General features: G+C 38.5%; 23 protein-coding genes. 13 read left to right on the top strand and 10 right to left on the bottom strand.

The genetic code is table 11. The annotated features are described in order from the left end of the window. The first annotated feature begins 155 nt into the window (after positions 1-155). Positions 156-392 (top strand): hypothetical protein, encoded by a 237-nt coding sequence (locus AOB46_RS14690; protein ID WP_131724390.1) that lies wholly within the window; start codon positions 156-158, stop codon positions 390-392. Between the two features lie 75 nt (positions 393-467). On the opposite strand, the gene AOB46_RS14685 is transcribed toward AOB46_RS14690, so the two are convergent. From AOB46_RS14685 to AOB46_RS14670, 4 genes are all read right to left on the bottom strand, one after another. Then, the gene (locus tag AOB46_RS14685) at positions 468-1,658 is read right to left on the bottom strand and encodes a multidrug effflux MFS transporter (RefSeq protein WP_157845068.1); all 1,191 of its coding nucleotides are present in this window, start codon (positions 1,656-1,658) and stop codon (positions 468-470) included. A 169-nt stretch (positions 1,659-1,827) separates the two neighbouring features. Further along, positions 1,828-2,649, bottom strand: coding sequence for an AraC family transcriptional regulator (locus AOB46_RS14680; RefSeq protein ID WP_062700667.1), 822 nt, complete (start codon positions 2,647-2,649; stop codon positions 1,828-1,830). Between the two features lie 81 nt (positions 2,650-2,730). Continuing rightward, a complete protein-coding gene (thiL, locus tag AOB46_RS14675) occupies positions 2,731-3,795 on the bottom strand; it encodes a thiamine-phosphate kinase (RefSeq protein ID WP_062700666.1) in 1,065 nt (354 codons plus the stop codon). Between the two features lie 85 nt (positions 3,796-3,880). Then, positions 3,881-4,375, bottom strand: a complete 495-nt coding sequence (locus AOB46_RS14670) for an acyl-CoA thioesterase (protein WP_062700664.1) — start codon at positions 4,373-4,375, stop codon at positions 3,881-3,883. Between the two features lie 113 nt (positions 4,376-4,488). On the opposite strand from AOB46_RS14670, the gene AOB46_RS14665 reads away from it, so the two are divergent. Genes AOB46_RS14665 through AOB46_RS14645 form a run of 5 tightly spaced genes read left to right on the top strand, consistent with a single transcriptional unit; the run spans position 4,489 to position 8,116 of the window. Next, positions 4,489-5,691, top strand: a complete 1,203-nt coding sequence (locus AOB46_RS14665) for an NAD(P)/FAD-dependent oxidoreductase (RefSeq protein ID WP_062700662.1) — start codon at positions 4,489-4,491, stop codon at positions 5,689-5,691. 3 nt (positions 5,692-5,694) lie between these two features. Beyond that, the gene (locus tag AOB46_RS14660; RefSeq protein ID WP_062700660.1) at positions 5,695-6,111 is read left to right on the top strand and encodes an energy transducer TonB; all 417 of its coding nucleotides are present in this window, start codon (positions 5,695-5,697) and stop codon (positions 6,109-6,111) included. Further along, positions 6,095-6,781 (top strand): DUF2306 domain-containing protein, encoded by a 687-nt coding sequence (locus AOB46_RS14655; RefSeq protein WP_241489221.1) that lies wholly within the window; start codon positions 6,095-6,097, stop codon positions 6,779-6,781. The genes AOB46_RS14660 and AOB46_RS14655 overlap by 17 nt, the downstream gene beginning before the upstream one ends. Next, entirely contained in the window at positions 6,778-7,695 is a 918-nt protein-coding gene (locus tag AOB46_RS14650) for a YARHG domain-containing protein (protein WP_062700658.1), read from the top strand. Before AOB46_RS14655 ends, AOB46_RS14650 begins: the two co-directional genes overlap by 4 nt. A gap of 10 nt (positions 7,696-7,705) precedes the next feature. Then, complete coding sequence (locus AOB46_RS14645; RefSeq protein ID WP_131724389.1) at positions 7,706-8,116, top strand: energy transducer TonB; 411 nt, start codon at positions 7,706-7,708, stop codon at positions 8,114-8,116. An 80-nt stretch (positions 8,117-8,196) separates the two neighbouring features. On the opposite strand, the gene AOB46_RS14640 is transcribed toward AOB46_RS14645, so the two are convergent. The 3 genes from AOB46_RS14640 to AOB46_RS14630 all read right to left on the bottom strand — a co-directional run bounded on the left by AOB46_RS14640 (position 8,197) and on the right by AOB46_RS14630 (position 9,848). Continuing rightward, a complete protein-coding gene (locus tag AOB46_RS14640) occupies positions 8,197-8,595 on the bottom strand; it encodes a DUF2809 domain-containing protein (RefSeq protein WP_062700654.1) in 399 nt (132 codons plus the stop codon). 95 nt (positions 8,596-8,690) lie between these two features. Next, on the bottom strand, positions 8,691-9,350 hold the full coding sequence (locus AOB46_RS14635; protein WP_062700652.1) for a thioredoxin family protein: 660 nt from the start codon (positions 9,348-9,350) through the stop codon (positions 8,691-8,693). 9 nt (positions 9,351-9,359) lie between these two features. Continuing rightward, on the bottom strand, positions 9,360-9,848 hold the full coding sequence (locus tag AOB46_RS14630) for a TlpA family protein disulfide reductase (protein ID WP_062700650.1): 489 nt from the start codon (positions 9,846-9,848) through the stop codon (positions 9,360-9,362). Positions 9,849-10,026: 178 nt separating this feature from the next. Here AOB46_RS14630 and AOB46_RS23400 point away from each other — a divergent pair, with 178 nt between their 5' ends. Next, positions 10,027-10,185: a hypothetical protein gene (locus AOB46_RS23400; protein ID WP_157845067.1), complete on the top strand. Its 159-nt coding sequence runs from the start codon at positions 10,027-10,029 to the stop codon at positions 10,183-10,185. A 30-nt stretch (positions 10,186-10,215) separates the two neighbouring features. Here the strand turns inward: AOB46_RS23400 and mutS are convergent, their stop codons facing one another. Next, positions 10,216-12,804 carry a DNA mismatch repair protein MutS gene (gene mutS / locus AOB46_RS14625; protein WP_062700648.1) on the bottom strand — a complete coding sequence of 863 codons (2,589 nt, stop codon included), beginning with the start codon at positions 12,802-12,804 and terminating at the stop codon, positions 10,216-10,218. Positions 12,805-12,948: 144 nt separating this feature from the next. On the opposite strand from mutS, the gene AOB46_RS14620 reads away from it, so the two are divergent. Further along, a complete protein-coding gene (locus AOB46_RS14620) occupies positions 12,949-13,479 on the top strand; it encodes a GNAT family N-acetyltransferase (RefSeq protein WP_062700646.1) in 531 nt (176 codons plus the stop codon). Between the two features lie 145 nt (positions 13,480-13,624). Here the strand turns inward: AOB46_RS14620 and AOB46_RS14615 are convergent, their stop codons facing one another. Next, positions 13,625-14,503 carry a cupin-like domain-containing protein gene (locus AOB46_RS14615; protein WP_062700644.1) on the bottom strand — a complete coding sequence of 293 codons (879 nt, stop codon included), beginning with the start codon at positions 14,501-14,503 and terminating at the stop codon, positions 13,625-13,627. Positions 14,504-14,774: 271 nt separating this feature from the next. On the opposite strand from AOB46_RS14615, the gene AOB46_RS14610 reads away from it, so the two are divergent. Then, positions 14,775-15,653 (top strand): bestrophin family protein, encoded by an 879-nt coding sequence (locus AOB46_RS14610; protein ID WP_062700642.1) that lies wholly within the window; start codon positions 14,775-14,777, stop codon positions 15,651-15,653. A gap of 9 nt (positions 15,654-15,662) precedes the next feature. On the opposite strand, the gene AOB46_RS14605 is transcribed toward AOB46_RS14610, so the two are convergent. After that, a complete protein-coding gene (locus AOB46_RS14605) occupies positions 15,663-16,262 on the bottom strand; it encodes a hypothetical protein (RefSeq protein ID WP_062700640.1) in 600 nt (199 codons plus the stop codon). A gap of 55 nt (positions 16,263-16,317) precedes the next feature. Between AOB46_RS14605 and AOB46_RS14600 the strand changes: the two genes are divergently transcribed. The 4 genes from AOB46_RS14600 to AOB46_RS14585 all read left to right on the top strand — a co-directional run bounded on the left by AOB46_RS14600 (position 16,318) and on the right by AOB46_RS14585 (position 19,179). Beyond that, positions 16,318-16,938 (top strand): toxin-antitoxin system YwqK family antitoxin, encoded by a 621-nt coding sequence (locus tag AOB46_RS14600; protein WP_062700638.1) that lies wholly within the window; start codon positions 16,318-16,320, stop codon positions 16,936-16,938. A gap of 4 nt (positions 16,939-16,942) precedes the next feature. Further along, the gene (locus tag AOB46_RS14595; RefSeq protein WP_062700636.1) at positions 16,943-17,473 is read left to right on the top strand and encodes an RNA methyltransferase; all 531 of its coding nucleotides are present in this window, start codon (positions 16,943-16,945) and stop codon (positions 17,471-17,473) included. 187 nt (positions 17,474-17,660) lie between these two features. Continuing rightward, on the top strand, positions 17,661-18,311 hold the full coding sequence (locus AOB46_RS14590; protein WP_062700634.1) for a CBS domain-containing protein: 651 nt from the start codon (positions 17,661-17,663) through the stop codon (positions 18,309-18,311). 1 nt (position 18,312) lies between these two features. Continuing rightward, the gene (locus AOB46_RS14585) at positions 18,313-19,179 is read left to right on the top strand and encodes an NAD kinase (protein ID WP_062700632.1); all 867 of its coding nucleotides are present in this window, start codon (positions 18,313-18,315) and stop codon (positions 19,177-19,179) included. Positions 19,180-19,184: the final 5 nt, after the last annotated feature.

Raw genomic sequence — 19,184 nt, 5'->3', positions numbered from 1 at the left:
CTGTCTCAAAAGGTAAACTAACGCTCTGAGAATCTCCTAAACAACAAAAGTTGTCAGACAGGAGTTCGAGAGATGGGGTACTTTTGAGACAGCCTCTTTATTTTTTTTCTATATTTACCTCACTACCAATCATTAACAACTTTATTATGAAAACAATGAAAAAACTTTTAAGAAAGGATCTTACTTTAATTCTCGGAAGCGGCGGAAACGGCTGCCATATGAACGGAGATTCCGCTTATTGCTGGTCTGATTGCGAATGCTCTTTTGGAAAAGCATGTGAAATGGCCGATGACGGAAATCCCGGAACCTGTGTATCTGCTGGAGGAGGAAACCCCGGCGGCGGAGGCGGAGGCTGTCAGCCCATACAAAACTGTGAAGAGCAGCCTTATTAAAAAAAATAACCGGAAGAATATTCATCCGGTTTTTTATATGCTATCTATAACAACTTTTTTTGTCTCTTCCGCCCATTAAACAATCCCCTTTTTACCCGTAAAGGAACGCCAGCCGAACCACACAGCAATCAGGGCAATTCCCGCCCTCATCACCACCATTGGGATGATAGAATCCGATTCTAAAAATCCGGCTAATCCTGACAGCAGAAAAGTAACCATCAACTGCATGAATCCCATAACAGCTGCTGCTGTTCCCCTTCCCTCTTTAAAAGGAGACAGTGCATGGGCAGAAGTAATAGGAAACAGAATCCCTATAGCCAGCAATGACAGATACAGCATCCCTATTTCTAAAGCTACAGAAAGGTCTCCGGCTGCAATAAGGATATGAAGACTGCAGACAGATAATAACAGAATGGTAGCAATGAACAGAAGTTTGGTATCTCTTATCCTTTTAACCAGCTTTGGGGTAAGATACGCAGCTGTAATTAAAGCCAATGAATTAAACCCGAATATCAGGCTGAATACCCCGCTGGAGAAGCCATGAAGCTTCATAAAAAGAAAAGGCGCATTGGAAATATAAATAATCAGAGAGGCAAAAGCAATACTCCCAATCATCGTATTATTGATAAAATCTTTATTGGAAAGAATCAGTTTCAGCTGATCTTTTAACCCTCTTCCGCCTTCTGTTTTATCCTGAATTTCCGTTTTTGAATTGGTTTCAGGAATATATCTGATTACCATAAACAAAGTAATCATTCCTAATATGCCCAGAAAAGCAAACGAACTGTTCCAGCCCCAGAACTTAAGGAATACGCTCCCCAGCAATGGTGCAATAATGGGCGCAATACCACTGATCTGGGACTGCTGGGAAAAAATAGCCACTGACTTTTGTTTATCATACAGATCAATCACAATAGCCCTTCCAATCACAATACCGGCACTTCCGCCAAAAGCCTGAAGAAAACGCATTATCCATAAAACATAAATATTGGCAGTGAAAAATATAGCGATAGTTCCTGCAATGAAAAGCAAAAGCCCGCAGTACAGCATAGGCTTCCGACCTGTTTTATCAGACAAAGGCCCCCAAAGCAGCTGGCCAAAGGCAAATCCTGCAAAAAACACTGAAATTGAAATCTGAATATGTCCTATATCTGTTCCGAAAATTTGGGCCATGCTTGGGAAAGCAGGCAGATAAAGGTCTATACTCAAAGACTCCAATGTGTTGAGCAGCGCTAAAATAAACACTACAATATTTAACTTCTTCATAAATAACAATAAGCCTTCGCAGGCGATTTTTTCAGTGTGCAAAAATGCCCGAAAAAGCAAAAACTTACAATAAAAGAAATGGAGGAAGTATAGGACAAACTGAGGATTTAAATTCAGAATAAAATGAAACAGGCTCATTTAAATCCAATCAAGCTGTAAATATTGAGGATCACCTTTTTTCATTATTCTTAAAGCTATCGGGATTCCGGCCGGTATGCTTCTTGAAAAACCTTGAAAAATATGAAGCATCATTAAAACCGAGCTTGAAAGCAATTTCTTTCACGGTGAGAGCTCCAAAGCTGAGTTCTCTTTTGGCCTCCAGAATAAGACGTTGGGAAATCATTTTTTTTACCGTTGTCCCTCTCGAAATACGGACAATATCATTAAGATGATGGGCACTTATCTTTAATTTCTCAGCATAGAAAGCTGTTTCTTTATGCACAATATAATGCTTCTCAATGAGGCCCATCAGCTCATGAACGCGCTGGCGGTCATTTAATAAAGGCTCAGGAGGAGTAATCTGTTCTCCGATGATGATGCAGAGTGCCTTCAGATAGGCCTTCAAGAGCTCAGTTCTTGATGTGGCTTTATATTCCTGCTCAATCAATGATATGATTGTAGCACAGATTTTTTCATTGTCAGGATGTAAAAAAAAGGGAAGTACTCCTCCTGTGAGCACCGACTCTATATCGCAGGCTTCACTGAAAATTTCCCGGCTTATCGCCATTGCATACCCTTCTTCTCCTCTCAGTTTCATGTTGAATGCCTGCCCTGGTGCTATGATGCAGATTTGGTTGTTCTCCAGCTGATAGCTTTCAAAATCCAGTTCCAGGCGGCTGTTTTCATACACCTCTCTGAACCAGATAATTTCAAAAAAATTGTGCCGGTGAACATCATGAAAATTCTCCGGACCAGCCATTCTCAGAGTACTCATCTGAAATTTTTCAGAAGTCAGGTGGTGAACCGGGATTTCTTTTTCTGGTATAATCATCAGTGCATTTTAAAACAGTAAACAAAAACCACAGCAAAAAAAGTGCTGCGGTTTTCTACAATATTCAAATTAAATATAATTTTATGGGTTCTGCTGGCTGCCTAAAAAAGCATCCCAGCCCTGAGCGGTAAGGGCAACTAACTGATTGGACCCTCTTGCTACCATGAAGTTTCCGTCTTCTTTTTCCACAGCATGTCCTATAATGGTAAAATCCGGATGGTTTTTAATCTTATCAAAATCATTAGGAGAAATGGTAAAGAGCAGCTCGTAATCCTCACCTCCGCTTAACGCTGTCATTACAGGGTTTAAATTCATTTCATCCGCCGTAGAGATGGTAAGGCTATCCAGAGGGATTTTCTCTTCATACAGCCTGAATCCTACTTTAGACTGATCGGAAAGGTGAAGAATTTCAGAGGCCAGACCATCTGAAATATCAATCATAGAGGTAGGTTTAATACCCAGCTCTTCAAGAATCTGTTTAACATCTGTTCTTGCCTCAGGCTTCAATTGTCTTTCCAGAATATAATCATATCCTTCCATTTCCGGCTGCATATCAGGATTCGCCAGATAAACGGAATGCTCTCTTTCAAGAATCTGAAGTCCCATGTAAGCTCCGCCTAAGTCTCCCGTAACAACAAGAAGGTCATTAGGTTTTGCGCCGCTTCTTTTGACAATATTTTCTTCATTTTCAATTCCTACAGCGGTAATGCTCATCACCAGTCCCGAATTGGAGCTTGTGGTATCTCCTCCTATCAAATCTACTTTGTATCTTGCGCAGGCTGCCTGAATTCCGGCATAAATCTCTTCCAATGCCTCCACCGGAAAACGGTTGGAAACGGCAAGGGAAACAAGAATCTGAGCAGGAACGGCATTCATTGCGGCAATATCGCTGAGGTTTACCACCACTGCCTTATACCCTAAATGCTTTAACGGAACATAGCCCAGGTTAAAGTGCACTCCTTCTGCCAGGACATCTGTGGTAAGGACCACTTTCTTATTTTCAGGATTAATAACAGCCGCATCATCTCCAACTCCCAGCTCTGAAGAAGCATTGGAAAGAGGAAAATGCTCTGTAAGATGCTTAATAAGACCGAATTCTCCCAGTTTTGAAATGGGTGTTAATTCCTGTGATTTATCTTCAAACATAGTTTCTTGTATTAATGTTCAATGTAAAAGTATTAATGCTTTCAAAACAATTCTGAACCATTAAACTCTGAACCTGAACGTTGAATTATTTAGTAAATTCTGCCGGATCAATGTTATGCGGGTGGAAAGGAAATTTTTTGAAATCTTCTTTACTCAACACCACTGTTTCCGGGCTTTTATATTTATTCATTGCTTCCACCACATCATCCGGCGGTGTTGTCATTTTTCTCAGCATCATATCAATCCATACGCCTGTAGCCTCAGCTGTTGCACAGTGTACACCATCCGGCGTATAGAATTTGTGAACAAAACGGTAGATGGCAGAATCATCGGAGCATCCGTCAATTTCTACACTTACAATGACTGTCTGATCCGCATATATTTCTTTGAAAAATGAATATCTTTCATGCAGAATCACCGGTCCTATCCCCCATCTGCTTAATTGGGTAACCCCCATTTTTTCTTTGGTCATAAAAGCCATTCTGGCCTGGGCACAGTACTGAACGTATGATGAGTTGGCCAGGTGCTTGTTGGCATCAAGATCACTCCAGCGCACTTCAAATGTATGGTAGAAAATCATGTAAAAATCGTTTTTAGTATAATTAAATTATAATCTTCAAAAATACTCAAATAAGATGGTTTATAAAAATTGTACTTTTGGAAAAATAATCTTCAGCATAGGATTACATATACATGAAAAAGATCATCATTATCGGAGGCGGTGCAGCAGGTTTTTTCTGTGCATCGAATCTTGACGAAAAGAAATATCATATTACAATTCTGGAGCAGAATTCAGATGTTCTGCAAAAGGTAAAAATCTCCGGAGGCGGGAGATGTAACGTTACACACGCCTGTTTCGATCCCAGGGAGCTGGTACAATTCTATCCCAGAGGACATAAAGAATTACTAAGTGTTTTCACTAAATTTCAGCCGGGAGACACCATGGAATGGTTTGATCAGCGTAATGTACCCCTGAAAATTGAAAATGACAACAGAACTTTTCCTGAAAGCAATTCTTCACAAACCATCATCAATACTTTCATGAAAGAGGTTCAGCATAAAAATGTTGAAGTAAAAACCAAATGTACGGTAAAAGAGATTGAGAGACAGAATGAGAAGTATCTGATAAAAACAAATTCGGGAGACTTCGAGGCAGACTATGTGGTTTACACTACCGGAAGTTCTCCGAAATCTTTGAAAATTGTTGAAAACCTGGGGCATAAGATCATAGACCTTGTTCCTTCTCTTTTTACTTTTAATATTAAAGATGATCTTTTAAAAGACCTTCCGGGAACCAGCTTTGAAAATGCAGGTATTTCAATTCCTCAACTGAAAACAGATGAAAGCGGACCGTTGTTGATTACGCACTGGGGACTTTCCGGGCCTGCAGTTCTGAAGATTTCTGCATGGGAAGCCATTAGCCTTGCAAAGCTTAAGTATAATTTTGAGATTGAGGTTAATTTTGTTTCCATAGCCATAGATGATGCTGAAGAAATTTTTCAGAACTTTAAACAAAATAATCCTAAAAAATCCATCGGACAATCTAAAATCTTTGATATTACCAACAGATTCTGGCAGAAAATCCTAAATATTTCAAAAATAGACCTCAACAAACAGGTAGCTAATATTTCAGGAAAGGAAATGCAGAAAATACTGGAAAATCTTTGCAAAAAGAAATTCCAGGTAACAGGGAAATCTACCTTTAAAGATGAATTTGTAACCGCCGGAGGTGTTGATTTAAAGGAGATTAACTTTAAAAACATGACTTCAAAACTGCTTCCGAATTTTTATATTGCTGGCGAAGTTCTGAACATCGATGCGGTAACGGGAGGATTTAACTTTCAGGCCTGCTGGAGTGAAGGATGGCTGATTGCACAGGATTTAAATACTTTATAGGTTATGAAAAAGTTTTTACTATGTTTTTTACTTTTAGGCTTTAATATTGCATTTTCTCAAACGGTACAGGAGGTAAAACGCCCTCCAATAAACAATTCAACAGAAGATACAAGTGTAAATCCAGATATTCCGCCGGAATATCCCGGTGGGATGGGAGGAATAAGAAGCTATATTGGGGAAAAATTTAATAGTTCTAAAATAACTGGTTCGGGTATTGTCAAATCTGTGACTAAATTTGTGATTGAAGCTGACGGCAAAATTACTTCTGTCACAACAACAGGAAATGATGAGGGGATGAATAATGAAATGAGCCGCATTATACAATCTATGAAAGGTAAATGGAAGCCAGCTATGTTAAAAGGAAAGCCCGTCAGAGCTTGGGTTACAATCCCTATGGCATTTAATGCAGAATCGCATTAAATATTTTATTGATGTATTTTTTGAAATAAACAGAATGCTTTTCGCCCGAAAAAATATCTCGATTTTAACAATCCTTTTACTCATTGGATTTGGATATTTCTTTTGGCTGATGCTGAAGATCACACTGGAATACATTCCTCTGGACCCTAATGTGAGTTTTTTAATGATCAAGCAGACTGAAGTTCACGAAAGACCAGAATATCTTTCTTTTTTCTATACTCATGTTTATACCAGTATTTTTGTGCTGCTTTCCGGGTTTCTGGCTATTCTCAGAAAGAATTTCGGGGTAAAGAATTTTCACCGTACTGCCGGAAAAGTCTATATTTTCCTGATTCTGATCTGTGCTGCACCTTCCGGAATTTATATGGGAATTTTTGCGAATGGCGGTATTTTATCAAAGATTTCATTTGTTATTCTAGGTACACTCTGGTGGTTTACGACTTATAAAGCTTATCAGCAGGCAAGGCAAAAACGGTTCTCAGAACACAAACATTGGATGTGGCGGAGCTTTGTCCTCACTTTATCTGCTGTCACCTTAAGAATATGGAAAGTTATTATCGTATATTTATTCCACCCGAATCCTATGGACGTTTACCAGATCATTGCCTGGCTCGGCTGGATTCCTAATATCCTTTTAATTGAATACTTAATCTCAAAAAAACATATATGAAAATTTTACATTACACCTTTATCTCTTTACTGACAGTTTCGCTGGCGAGCTGCAAAAAGGAAGGCAAAAAAGACGGGAAAATACAGGATTCCCTCACAGCAAAAAAAGACTCTGTCGTTATTCCTGAAGTTCACCAAGAATATTATGGAATCTATACCGGAGAATTTGCCGGAATGGAAAAAATGATTGATGAATCAGACGGTTCTGAATATGAAGGCAGAATTTACAAAAGAATTTCTCTGAAAATCAACAGAATTACAAAGGATAGTGTGTATGGGCAGAGCATCGTGAACGGAAATCAGCGCCCGGTAAGAGGTGTTTTCAATGAAGTTTCAAAATCTTTCGTACTGGATGAACCCGGAAACGACAAAACAGACGGCAGATTTGAAGTAAAGCTGGCTGGCGACAGCATGACCGGGAAATGGAATGCATTCAATAAAAAAGCGGTAAAAGCGCCTTTAAAGACAATTAAATTAGCAAAAAAAGAATTTGTTTACAACCCGAATTTCATGCTTGATCCGGATTCCAATCTTGTAGACTGGAGCAACCCTAAAGATTTTGTAGAAAAATATACGGACAGTGACGGTAAAACGGAAAGCTATACCATATCCAAAAACAGAGTTGCTTCTGAAGCAGTGTTTACGCTGAATGCTTCTAAGCAGAAGCTGACGGAGAAAGATATCAAAAACCTTCGTAAACTGGATCTTGAAATCATCAAAAACTCTGTGTTTGCAAGGCATGGCTATTCTTTCAAAAAGGAAACCTACAGAAACTTTTTTGAACAGACCGACTGGTATATTCCTGTTTCGGGCAATGTAGATCAGGATCTTTCTCCTATGGAAAAAGAAAATGTGGCCCTTCTCAACAGGTTTATCAAATACGCAGAAGACAAATATGACAGTTTTGGAAGATAATTTTAGCAGGATGAAAAAATTCCTGATTTTTGTGATGATGTTCTGGGCTGCATCAACGTCTGCCCAGATTACCTCACCTCCCTCTGAACCACTGCCTAAACCACAGGATACCCTAGTCAATTTTAAAAATCCGGAATTTCCCGGAGGACACAGAGCCTTTGTACAGAAGATTCTGAAAAACTTCCGCACCTCTGTTCCTGCCAGGCAGAATATAAAAACGGCCAAAGTAATTGCCACATTTATAGTAGAGCCAGATGGCAGCATGAGCCAGTTTGCAATAGAATCTTCTGAAAATGAGCTTGTAAAAAATGAGTTCTTACGGGCCCTGAAAATGGTAACTACCCAATGGATTCCTGCAGAAAAAGATGGAGTGAAAGTAAAAGCAAGAATGAGGCAGCCTCTTGTTTTTGTTCTTGAATAGAGGGAGGATGGAAGTTAAAACCAGTCCTGGTACTTCATACATTGCTGATGTGGAAAGCTTCTGCCTTTCTTAGTACAAATCTATATTGAACTAACCCCATCTGTTTTTTGAGGCTTATATTTTATGAACAGATAAAGGATCAGGCCTCCTGCTGCATAGCACAGAATATCAATCCATGAAAATGAATTACCGATTATAATATACATCAGGCTTCCAGGACGGAAGCCTAGTTTTTCTGCAATCTTAAAATACTGGGCAAACTCTACAAGGCAGGAAAATATGAAGACCCCGAAGATCAATTTTTCATTATTTATTCTGATAAAGCTTTTCACCAGTGTATACAGGAGTATTACTACAATAACATCTCCCAAATAAGCTCTTACAAAGAATATACCGGCCAGTTTGGTCGCAATAAGAACTTCTATCAGGATAATAAACAGGGTCAGAAAGAGATATTTCAGATTGAATTTAAAGCTCATGGTCAGATTTCAGCAGTCATTAATAATTTTAGGCATAAAAAATCGGCATCCTTAAGAATACCGATCTATTAGTATTGAACTGTAAAGCAAATATATTATTTCTTTACTTTTATCGTACATCCGATGGCGACTGTTTTCTGCATTTTTATGGTCCCTTCTTTCAGCAGTGTATTCACAGCATCCTGTACATAGTATTCTGAAACATCATTCGGATTATCATAATTATTGTCAATAGCCCCTATATATTTCACAATATTTTTCTTTCCCTCTTTCTGCAGTACAAAAACATGCGGGGTCTTAGTGGCTCCATACTGTGGATAGATTTTCTGTCCTTCATCCACCAGATAGGGAAAAGTAAATCCTTTCTGTCTGGCCCGGGCAATCATTTCTTTATATCCGTCTTCCGGCTGTACATTGGGGTCATTAGGATTGATCGCAATTACCGGATATCCCTGATTTTTAAATTTCTGATCAAGCTCAATAATCCGGTCTTCATATTTTTTAGCATACGGACAGTGGTTACAGGTGAAAATGACAATAAATCCCTTAGCTCTTTTGAAGTCACTCAGAGAAACCATTTTTCCATCAACATTTTTCAATTTAAAATCGGTTGCTTCATCCCCTACTTCATAGCCTTTTACAGCAGAAGGAGTATTTATTTCCACAGGATTATTATCGTTATGATTTACCGCAGTGAAGCTCAGCAGCCCCAATCCGGCGATACATGCTGTCAGTAGAATTTTTAAATTTTTCATATCTATTTTTTATTGCAAGTTGTCGTTAATTGTTTTTTCCAGCTCTTCCCTGCTCATTTCTCCATCATTGAAATACACTTTCTCTCCATTTTTATAGAATAAGGTAACCGGAATATTCCCATCCCAGTTTTTTTCAAACCTTGGGATCCAGGTATTCATTCTTTTAATGTCATCCAGAAGGATCACCTCAGCGGTCAGGTTTTTATTTTTCATAAATTTGATGACCCTTTCTTTATCTGCCAGCCTGTCAAGGGAAACCAGAATCATTTTAAATTTCGGATTACCTGAATTTTTGTTATTGACTTCCATAAAATGAGGAAGCTCTTTAACACAGGGAGCACAAGTGGTAGACCAGAAATTAACGACCAGCAGTTTATCATTTTCCTGTTGAATACGTTTTTCCAGGTCTTCATATTTCATTACTTTCAGATCAGTTTGCTGGGCTTTAATCCCGGTGAAACTGAGAAAGATAAATAATAGTGTTATCCAGTTCTTCATATTCAAAAATAATAAATTATTCAATGACCGGGAGTAAATCTTTATAAGAACCCATTTTTTCGTTTTATTGTCCTTCAGGAAGCTTTAATTATTGCAGATGGAAATCATCATTCATTATTTTCCACACAATATTATTTTAATCACTTCGTTTTGAATTATGCACACCAATCTAAATAATATGAAAAAATCAGGTATTCAAAAAAGAAAACTCACGAAAGGTGAGCTGAGAGAGATTAACGGAGGAGCCGGAGCATGCGCTGAAGGTTTATGTAAACTCAGAGGGGTAAGTCATTTTCTGATTATAGGGCCGAGAGGTAAAGACGGATACTGCTGCTAGCCCTATCCTCCGAAATAAAAAATGATTGGATTAACCTCCAATCATTTTTTTTATCGCATTCAGCTTCATCAAAGCTTCAATAGGTGTTAATGTATTAATATCTATTTTAGTAAGCTCTTCCCGGATATTTTCCAGCACCGGATCATCCAGCTGGAAGAAAGAAAGCTGCATATTCTCTTCTGTTACACGTTTGATGCTTTCTGAGGTATTTCCGCCTTGGGTACGGCTTGCTTCAAGCGTTTTCAGAATCTCATTGGCCCTGTTCACAACTTTCGCAGGCATTCCTGCCAGCTTCGCCACATGGATACCAAAGCTATGTTCACTTCCACCCGGAACCAGTTTTCTTAAAAAGATGATATTTCCTTTATTTTCCTGGATAGAAACGTGGAAATTTTTGACACGGTCAAAGTTTACCGTCATCTCATTCAGTTCGTGATAGTGTGTTGCAAACAAAGTCTTGGCCTGGCTTGGATGCTGGTGAAGGTATTCTGCAATAGCCCATGCAATAGAAACCCCGTCATAGGTAGAAGTTCCTCTTCCTATTTCATCCAGAAGGATAAGGCTTCTCTCGGAAATATTGTTCAGGATATTGGCAGCTTCATTCATTTCTACCATGAATGTAGATTCACCGGCAGAAATATTATCAGTGGCACCTACTCTCGTAAAAATCTTATCCAGCATTCCGATCTCGGCATGTTTAGCCGGCACAAAGCTTCCGATCTGCGCCAGAAGACATACGATGGCGGTCTGACGAAGAATCGCGGATTTACCGGCCATATTCGGGCCTGTTACCATAATGATCTGCTGTGAGTCTTTATCTAAAAAGATGTCATTAGGAATATATTTTTCTCCAAGCGGCAGTGCATTTTCAATGATCGGGTGTCTTGCTTCTTTAAGATCAATCGCAAAACCGTCATTCAGAACAGGCTTGGTATAGCTTTCAGAAACAGCAAGTTCGGAAAGACCTGCCGCCACATCAAGCTGTGCTATAATATTGGAATTCCCCTGAATCTGATCAATATAAATCATGGTTTCTGAACAGACGTTTCTGTACAGCTCATTTTCCAGCATTCCTATTTTTTCCTCAGCACCAAGAATCTGGTTTTCATATTCTTTCAGCTCTTCGGTAATGTATCGTTCTGCATTTACAAGGGTCTGCTTTCTTACCCATTCGCCCGGAACTTTATCTTTGTGTGTATTTCTTACTTCAATAAAATAACCGAAAACATTATTAAAATCAATCTTCAGACTGGAAATTCCCGTTCTTTCGATTTCTCTCTGGCACATTTCATCCAGGAAGCCTCTTCCTTTACTCTGAAGCCCTCTCAGACGGTCCAATTCCTCAGAAACCCCCTCCTTAATAATATTTCCTTTGGCAATATTCACCGGAAGCTCATCGTTGAGACGGTTTTGCAATAGCTTAATCAGCTCTTCCAGGTCAAACAGCGGTTCCAGCCACGCCATTACATCGGCATGCGGATGAAGCAAACCTTTTATGGTATGAATATTAATCAGGCTCTGACGCAGATATCCCAGTTCTTTCGGAGATATTTTCTCTGCGGCCAGTTTCCCCATCAGACGGTCAAGGTCTGAAATGGATTTCAACAGCTGGCAGATTTCATATTTCAGACTGTCATTTTCGTTTAAAAAGTCAATCAGGGAAAGTCTTCTCATGATTTCCTCCACCGATTTTAAAGGAAGAATAATTCTTCTTCTCAACAATCTTCCTCCCATTGGAGTAGACGTTTTATCTATGATATCCAGAAGGGATTTCCCCTGAGGGTTGCTTGGATAAACAATTTCCAGGTTTCTCAGGGTAAAACTGTCCATCATCAGATAATCTTCCTGTGGAATGGTCTGTAGTTTTGTGATATGGGCAAGCAGATTGTGGTGGGTATCTTCTACTAAATACGCAAAAATAGCTCCTGCAGCTGTAATCGCCATCGGAAGATTCTCTACCCCGAATCCTTTTAAAGAGTTGGTCTTAAAATGAGAGGTAAGTTTTTCGTAGGCAAAGTTATACTGAAAAGCCCAGTCTTCAAGCTTAAAAGCACTTTTATTTTTCAGCTGTTCCGGCATCTGGACGCTTCTCTGATAAATGATCTCACTTGGATCAAAAGTATTAACAATGTGCAGAAGCTTATCCAAATTTCCTTCACTCACCAGAAATTCCCCAGTAGAAACATCTACTAAGGCTATTCCGTATTTTTCCTTTTCTTTATGTAAAGCAAGAAGAAAGTTATTCTTTTTTGAATTCAGTACCTGATCATTGAAAGTAACCCCCGGTGTTACCAATTCTGTAACGCCTCTTTTCACAATCCCTTTCACCATTTTCGGATCTTCCAGCTGGTCGCAGATGGCTACTCTCATTCCTGCTCTTACCAGCTTGGGAAGGTAAGAGTCTACCGAATGGTGTGGAAATCCTGCCAATTCTATACTGCCTTCCCCGTTTGCTCTTTTGGTAAGAACAATACCCAGGATTTGAGATGTTTTCACGGCATCCTGCCCGAAAGTTTCATAAAAGTCCCCCACCCTGAACAGCAGAAGTGCATCAGGGTATTTAGCCTTGATGGTATTATACTGCGTCATTAACGGGGTTTCCTTCTTCGTTTTTGCCATAATAAAAAATGAGGCCCAAATTTAAAAAAATAAATTCACGCTTTGTAATTTGTTCGGAAATTAATCGCCATCCTGAGATATTGTTTGATTTCCATGTCCTTCAAAATAAAATATTTATCGTATTTTTCAGTAAAATAAATCCTAATGATCTATCCGGTATTAGAAACTGAAAGACTTATCTTAAGACAGCTTACTCTTCATGATGCAGAAGACCTGTTTGAATACTTTTCTCTTGATGAGGTGATGGAATATTATGACCTGCCTCCTTTTAAAACCATACAGGATGCACAAAACATCATCAATCATTTCAATGGTGAATTTGAAAAGGGAAAGGGATTCCGTTGGGCATTAGAGCTGAAATCTGAAAAAAAAGTGATAGGAACCTGCGGATACCATAACTGGTACAAAGACCATTATAAAGCCGAGATCGGATATGAGCTGAACCCTGCATTCTGGAGAAATTCATATATGAAAGAAGCTATTCTTCCCATTCTGACCTTTGGATTTGAAACGATGCAGCTTCACAGGGTAGATGCGTTCATTGATCCGGCCAATATCTCCTCTGAAAAACTTTTAACCTCTCTCAACTTTAAGGAAGAAGGCCTACTTCACGATTTTTTCTTTGAGAAAGGTAAGTTTGTGGATGCAAAAATTTTTGGGCTGATTAATAAATAAGGAAGCCAGCTGCCGGAAGAAGGGATTTTTTTGAGATCTGAAGGACAAAAGTATTTTTTCCGGCTGCTCTAAAATACCACGACCAATCAAAAACAGTCATCCCTAAAGCTTAAAATAAGCCGAACTTCCAGCTTTCCTCTAAAAACTATTTGTCTTTTTTCAAATGTTTCTCCAAAGCCTCTGAACTTTTCTCATAGGCCCATTTCTGCTTATAATTCACCCATTTTTCTTTAAACAGTTTGCGCAGAATCTTATCTGTGTACCGCATGATGAAAACGTGATACAGCATATTGGCAAAAACTTTCGGCTTGTTGGGAAGCGCTCTCAATGAAAGGGAAAAACCGGGTTCCAGATAGCGGTTAAAATGCCAGAATGCCCCCGGAATAAAAAGGGCATCCCCATGCTCCATAAAGATTTCATACCCTTTGGCGTATTTAAGTGCAGGGAATTTTTCATAATCCGGATTTTCATAATCCAGCTCATAAATGGTATGAACAGATAATGGTACCTTATATAAAAAGGGAGACTGCTTCTGGTCAAACAGCAGAATTCTCTTTTTTCCTTCAAAATGAATATGCATAAAATCTCCCAGGTCCACATCATAATGCATCAGTACGTGAGCTTCACTGCCTCCGAAAAACAAAGTAGGAAGCCTTTTAAAAAACTTCATTCCGAGATCCGGATAGGTAAAGTTTTTCAGCAGTTCCGGCAGCCGGTCTGTAATAATATAGAAAAAAATGCGGAGATCTGAAGGTTTGCTTTTAATAGTATCAATGTACTCCTTCATTTTCATATGTGTTACCGGAGCATCTGAACTTTTGGAAGCATCAGCCGGCTTATTATCATATAATGGAACTTCCTGGTCACCCGCTTTTTCACGGATATAGGCAAAATTCCATTTATCGAAAGCATCCCAACGGCTTGCAAAGTTTTTAATCAGAAGCGGCTTCTGCTTTCTGAAATAGTTGTTCTGAAAGTCTTCTTTGCTGATATCGTTAACAACATCTACATTTTCGAGGATCATTTTTTCTTCTGTTATTTAATGTGAAATAAAAATAGTGTTTTTTTGAAATCTGCAGAAACTTTAAAACGAATATTCGGTATCATTTTCCATGAGCAGCTGCCAATTTATTCCTGAAAACTCCAGAATTTACGAGGGATAACAGAGTATTAAATGTAACATACCTATCAAAAAAAATTGTGTATCAGAAGAAGCAAAAGATTTTAAACAGGATACATCGCAGAGAAAACAGATAAAATGAAAAAAAATTATATTTGTAATACCAAGTAAATCTATGAGAGTCTACAATACTAAACATTTCCTGAAAATTCTTTTCAGTTTACATAAAAGCGACACGTTAAAAATTCTGTTTCCGAGTATGGTTCTTGTGGGATTATATTCCTGGGGAATTCAGTATTTAGAAGTGGAATATTTCCACCTGACGTCAAAATCGGGGATCAGCAATGTAGGGATGATTCATTCTTTACTGGGCTTCGTATTATCTCTCTTATTGGTTTTCAGAACCAACACGGCTTATGACCGATGGTGGGAAGGGAGAAAGCTTTGGGGAAAACTGGTGAACGATACCCGAAATTTTGCCATAAAAACCAATACCATTCTTGGAGATAATCGCCAGGATGCAGAACAGATTTCAAGATATTTAAAATACTTTCCTCACTTTTTAGCCAAGCATCTTTCCAAAGAATCCACAAGACTGGCTTTGGATGAGGATTATTCTGAAATTGAAAAATCACTGAAAAATCATGGTCCGAGTGAAATGATTATCCTTTTAAGTCATAAGCTGAACCAGTTAAAAAAAGAGGGTAAAATTTCAGAAATTGAAATGCTTTATCTGGACACTCAATTATCAGGCTTTCTGGAAGTGTGCGGAGGATGTGAAAGAATTAAGAATACCCCTATTCCTTATTCCTATTCTTCCTTTATTAAGAAGTTTATCATCCTGTATGTATTTGCATTGCCAATTGCTTATGTGATCACCATAGGGCTTTTCATGATTCCGCTTACCGTTTTTGTCTATTATGTACTGATGAGCCTCGAGCTTATCGCAGAGGAGATCGAAGACCCTTTCAATAATGATGAGAATGACATTCCGATGGAAACATTAGCGCAGAATATAGAGAAAAACGTTCATCAGATCATGGGTAAAAAATAAAAACCAACCTTAAAGGTTGATTTCTTTGAGTTCGCCGTCTTGTTTGATCTCTACAAATTTACTTTCGCGGTTGGCTGCCGAATACCCGTAAAAGAAGGTCTGATAAATTGGTGTGGAATAAAGATAACCTCCATACGCGTTATAGGAATCTGTTCTTCCGGTCTGCTGCTGATAGCTGGCTGTTGCTGTGAAATTAACGATGGTTTCGAGATAATATTTACCGGGCTTCAGTTTTTCAAATTTAAAACGGCCATGATCGTCTGTTAAAGCTTCCAGTTTGTATTTAAAAGCTTCTTCGGACATATAAACGGTAGTTTTTTTGTTTTCATACTTCTTCCTCATATTATAAAACTCTTCAAAATAAGGGGTTACAGGAAAAAGCATCACAACGGTTCCTTTGGGTGCATAATGTTTTGTCCCAAATACAGGCTTGATTCCCCAGTTATTCTTTTGTTTTGTGGAAGCTACCCCCTCTATTGTAGAATTTCCGAAACTGAGCATGTCACGGGCCATCTTTTTATCAAAAAACACTTGCGGAAAATAGGTATTTTGTGCCTTTGGAAAAATAAAACCTAATACCAACAACAGTAAAACAGATATTTTTTTCATATTAATATTTTTAATCAAATGTAACTATTTTGCTATTTTTGAAACAAAAAAATCTATGAAATGCATTTTTTTGCTATTGATTTATGCATCAACGTGGGCCGTAGCACAAAAGCCCTGTGGATTTAAAGACGGTTTACAGGAAGGCTCCTGCAAGGATTTTTATGAAAACGGTCAGGTAAAGCAGATCGTGGAATGGAAAAAAGGTAAAATAGACGGAGACGCTGTATATTATTATGAGAACGGAAAAGTAAAAGCTAAAGGCGAAAACAAAAAAGGGTACAAATCTAAAGAATGGACCTATTATGATCAGAACGGCGTTCTTACCTCCAGAGAATATTTCAGAAATGGTGAAAAAAACATTTATGATGATAATTCAACGGCAACCTTCTACTCTCCTAACGGAAAAATAAATGAAGTCTCCAATTACAGATTAGGGAAACTGGATGGCGAAAGCAAGCTTTATCACGAAGACGGAAAATCTGTAAAACAGGTTGGGTTTTATGAAAAGGGGCTGGCTCAGGGAAAATGGAAGGTTTATTATCCTTCCGGAAAGCTTCAGCGGGAAACAGAACTTGTTAACGACAAGCGCCACGGAAACAGAATCCACTACCGTGAAGACGGAAGCATTGAAAAAACAGAAGTCTACAAAGACGGTCAATTAATCTCTACAAAATAAAACATTGGTACAAAAATTAAAACTGGAGGAACTTAACAGAATAGATGTGGAAACCTTCAAAAAAGTTAAGAAAATTCCACTCGTTATTATCTTAGATAATATCAGAAGCATGCACAATGTAGGGGCAGCTTTCAGAACAGCAGATGCATTTCTGATTGAAAAAATTATCCTCTGCGGTATTACCCCCCAGCCTCCCCACCGTGAGATTCACAAAGCAGCACTGGGGGCAACAGAAAGTGTGGACTGGAGCCATGAAAATGACATTAATACAGCCATCAGTGACTATAAAAGTCTGGGATATGAGATCATCGGCATTGAACAGACATCTGACAGCAGAATGATTACAGATTTCACTATTGATCCTTCAAAGAAATATGCCCTGATCCTAGGAAATGAAGTAGAAGGAATCAGTAATGAAGCCCTTCCGAATATAGATACCTTCCTTGAAATTCCCCAGCTGGGAACCAAACATTCTCTTAATGTAAGTGTATGCGGTGGAATTGTGATGTGGGAATTTGCCAAAGCCCTGAAATAAAAAAACTGCATATGTCCTTAGTAGACAGTGCAGTTTGAAATAAATCTAATAAAAAGTAAAAATGAAAGGCGACAAAGGTACCTTTTTTTTTCTTACAAACAAATTTTAAGTTCATTTTTTTTACTTTTTCAGAAAAAAAGTTTTGTTTTCAGAAATTATTTCATTTAATTTTTTATAAATTAGCACAATGTTTATCAAGGATTATATCTCAAAGGACTTTCCGTGTTTTAGCCTGACTGACTCAATAGAATCAGCAAGAAATACGTTAGAAGATTTTGGATATTCTCATATTTTCATCAAAAAATCCCATCACTTCTACGGGGCCATCGCTAAAGATTTCCTGTACGAAGCCAATGGAGTTCTGAAAGATCTTGAACATCAGCTTGAACGATTTACCATTCTGGAGGATAATAACCTGATGGACAGCATTCGCCTGTTCCATACCTTTAATGCCAATGTCGTTCCGGTGATCAACAAAAATGAAAAATACCAGGGATATATTACCAGTGAAGATATTTTTCAGGACCTGTCCCGCTATCCGCTATTTTCAGAAAGCGGAGCCATCCTTACGATAGAAACCCCGGCCAGAAAATATTCAATGACAGAAATTGCGAATATTGTGGAAAGCAATAATTCTAAATTTTACGGAGGATTTATCAGTTTTATATCGGATGAGGTAATTCATGTCACCATTAAGATCAGCAATGAAAATTTATCCTCCATAGACTCTACTTTTGACCGGTACGATTATAGAATTGTTGAAAAATTTTATTCTGATGAAAAATCAGATCTGTTTAAAAACCGGTTCGGATTTTTCCAAAAATTTATAGAAATATAACATGAAGGCTGCCATATACTCCCAGAAAAAAGACCTCGATACTTTTTTATATTTAAGCAAGTTCATTTCTGAGCTTGAAAACAGAGGTGTAAAATCTGTTCTGTATGATGAAATGGCTGAAGCTCTTCAGTTTTCGAAGATATTTGAAACCTTCAACAATAAGCAGGACCTTCTGGATAAGAAAGTAGACCTGTTTTTTACTTTCGGAGGAGACGGAACCATCGTTAACTCACTGACCTTCATTGAAGACCTTGAAATTCCGATTGTAGGGGTAAATACCGGAAGACTAGGATTTCTGGCAAGCTTTACCAAGGAAGAAGCCTTCAAAGAACTGGATGCCATTTTAAAAGGAGATGTTAAAACAAGCCGGCGTGCGGTTATTCAGGTTGTTTCACCAATATCTGATGATTTTTTCCCGTATGCCCTTAATGATGTGACTGTTTCAAGAAAAGAAACCACGTCCATGATTACCGTAGACTCGTACATTAATGATGAGTTTCTGAATGTTTTCTGGGGTGACGGAGTTATTGTTTCCACACCTACAGGTTCTACCGCTTATTCTTTAAGTTGCGGCGGACCGATTATTTCTCCGAATAACGAGAATTTCGTAATTACTCCTATTGCCCCTCACAACCTGAATGTGAGACCTTTGGTAGTGAACGACAGGGTGGAGATCAAGTTTAAAGTAGAAAGCAGAGTCCCTCAATATTCCCTTTCTTTGGACTCCAGGCTGATTCATATTGAAACCGATAAAGAAATTATCATCAAAAAGGCGGATTTCCAGATCCTTCTGGTACAGCCTAACCATTTAAGCTTCTACGAAACGATCCGTCAGAAGCTGCTTTGGGGCAGGGACAAAAGAAATTAGTAATT

Source organism: Chryseobacterium indologenes (assembly GCF_001295265.1).
Taxonomy (GTDB): Bacteria; Bacteroidota; Bacteroidia; order Flavobacteriales; family Weeksellaceae; genus Chryseobacterium; species Chryseobacterium indologenes_A.
Note: the sequence above shows the minus strand (reverse complement) of the source record. Positions and strands in the feature narration are given on the sequence as shown.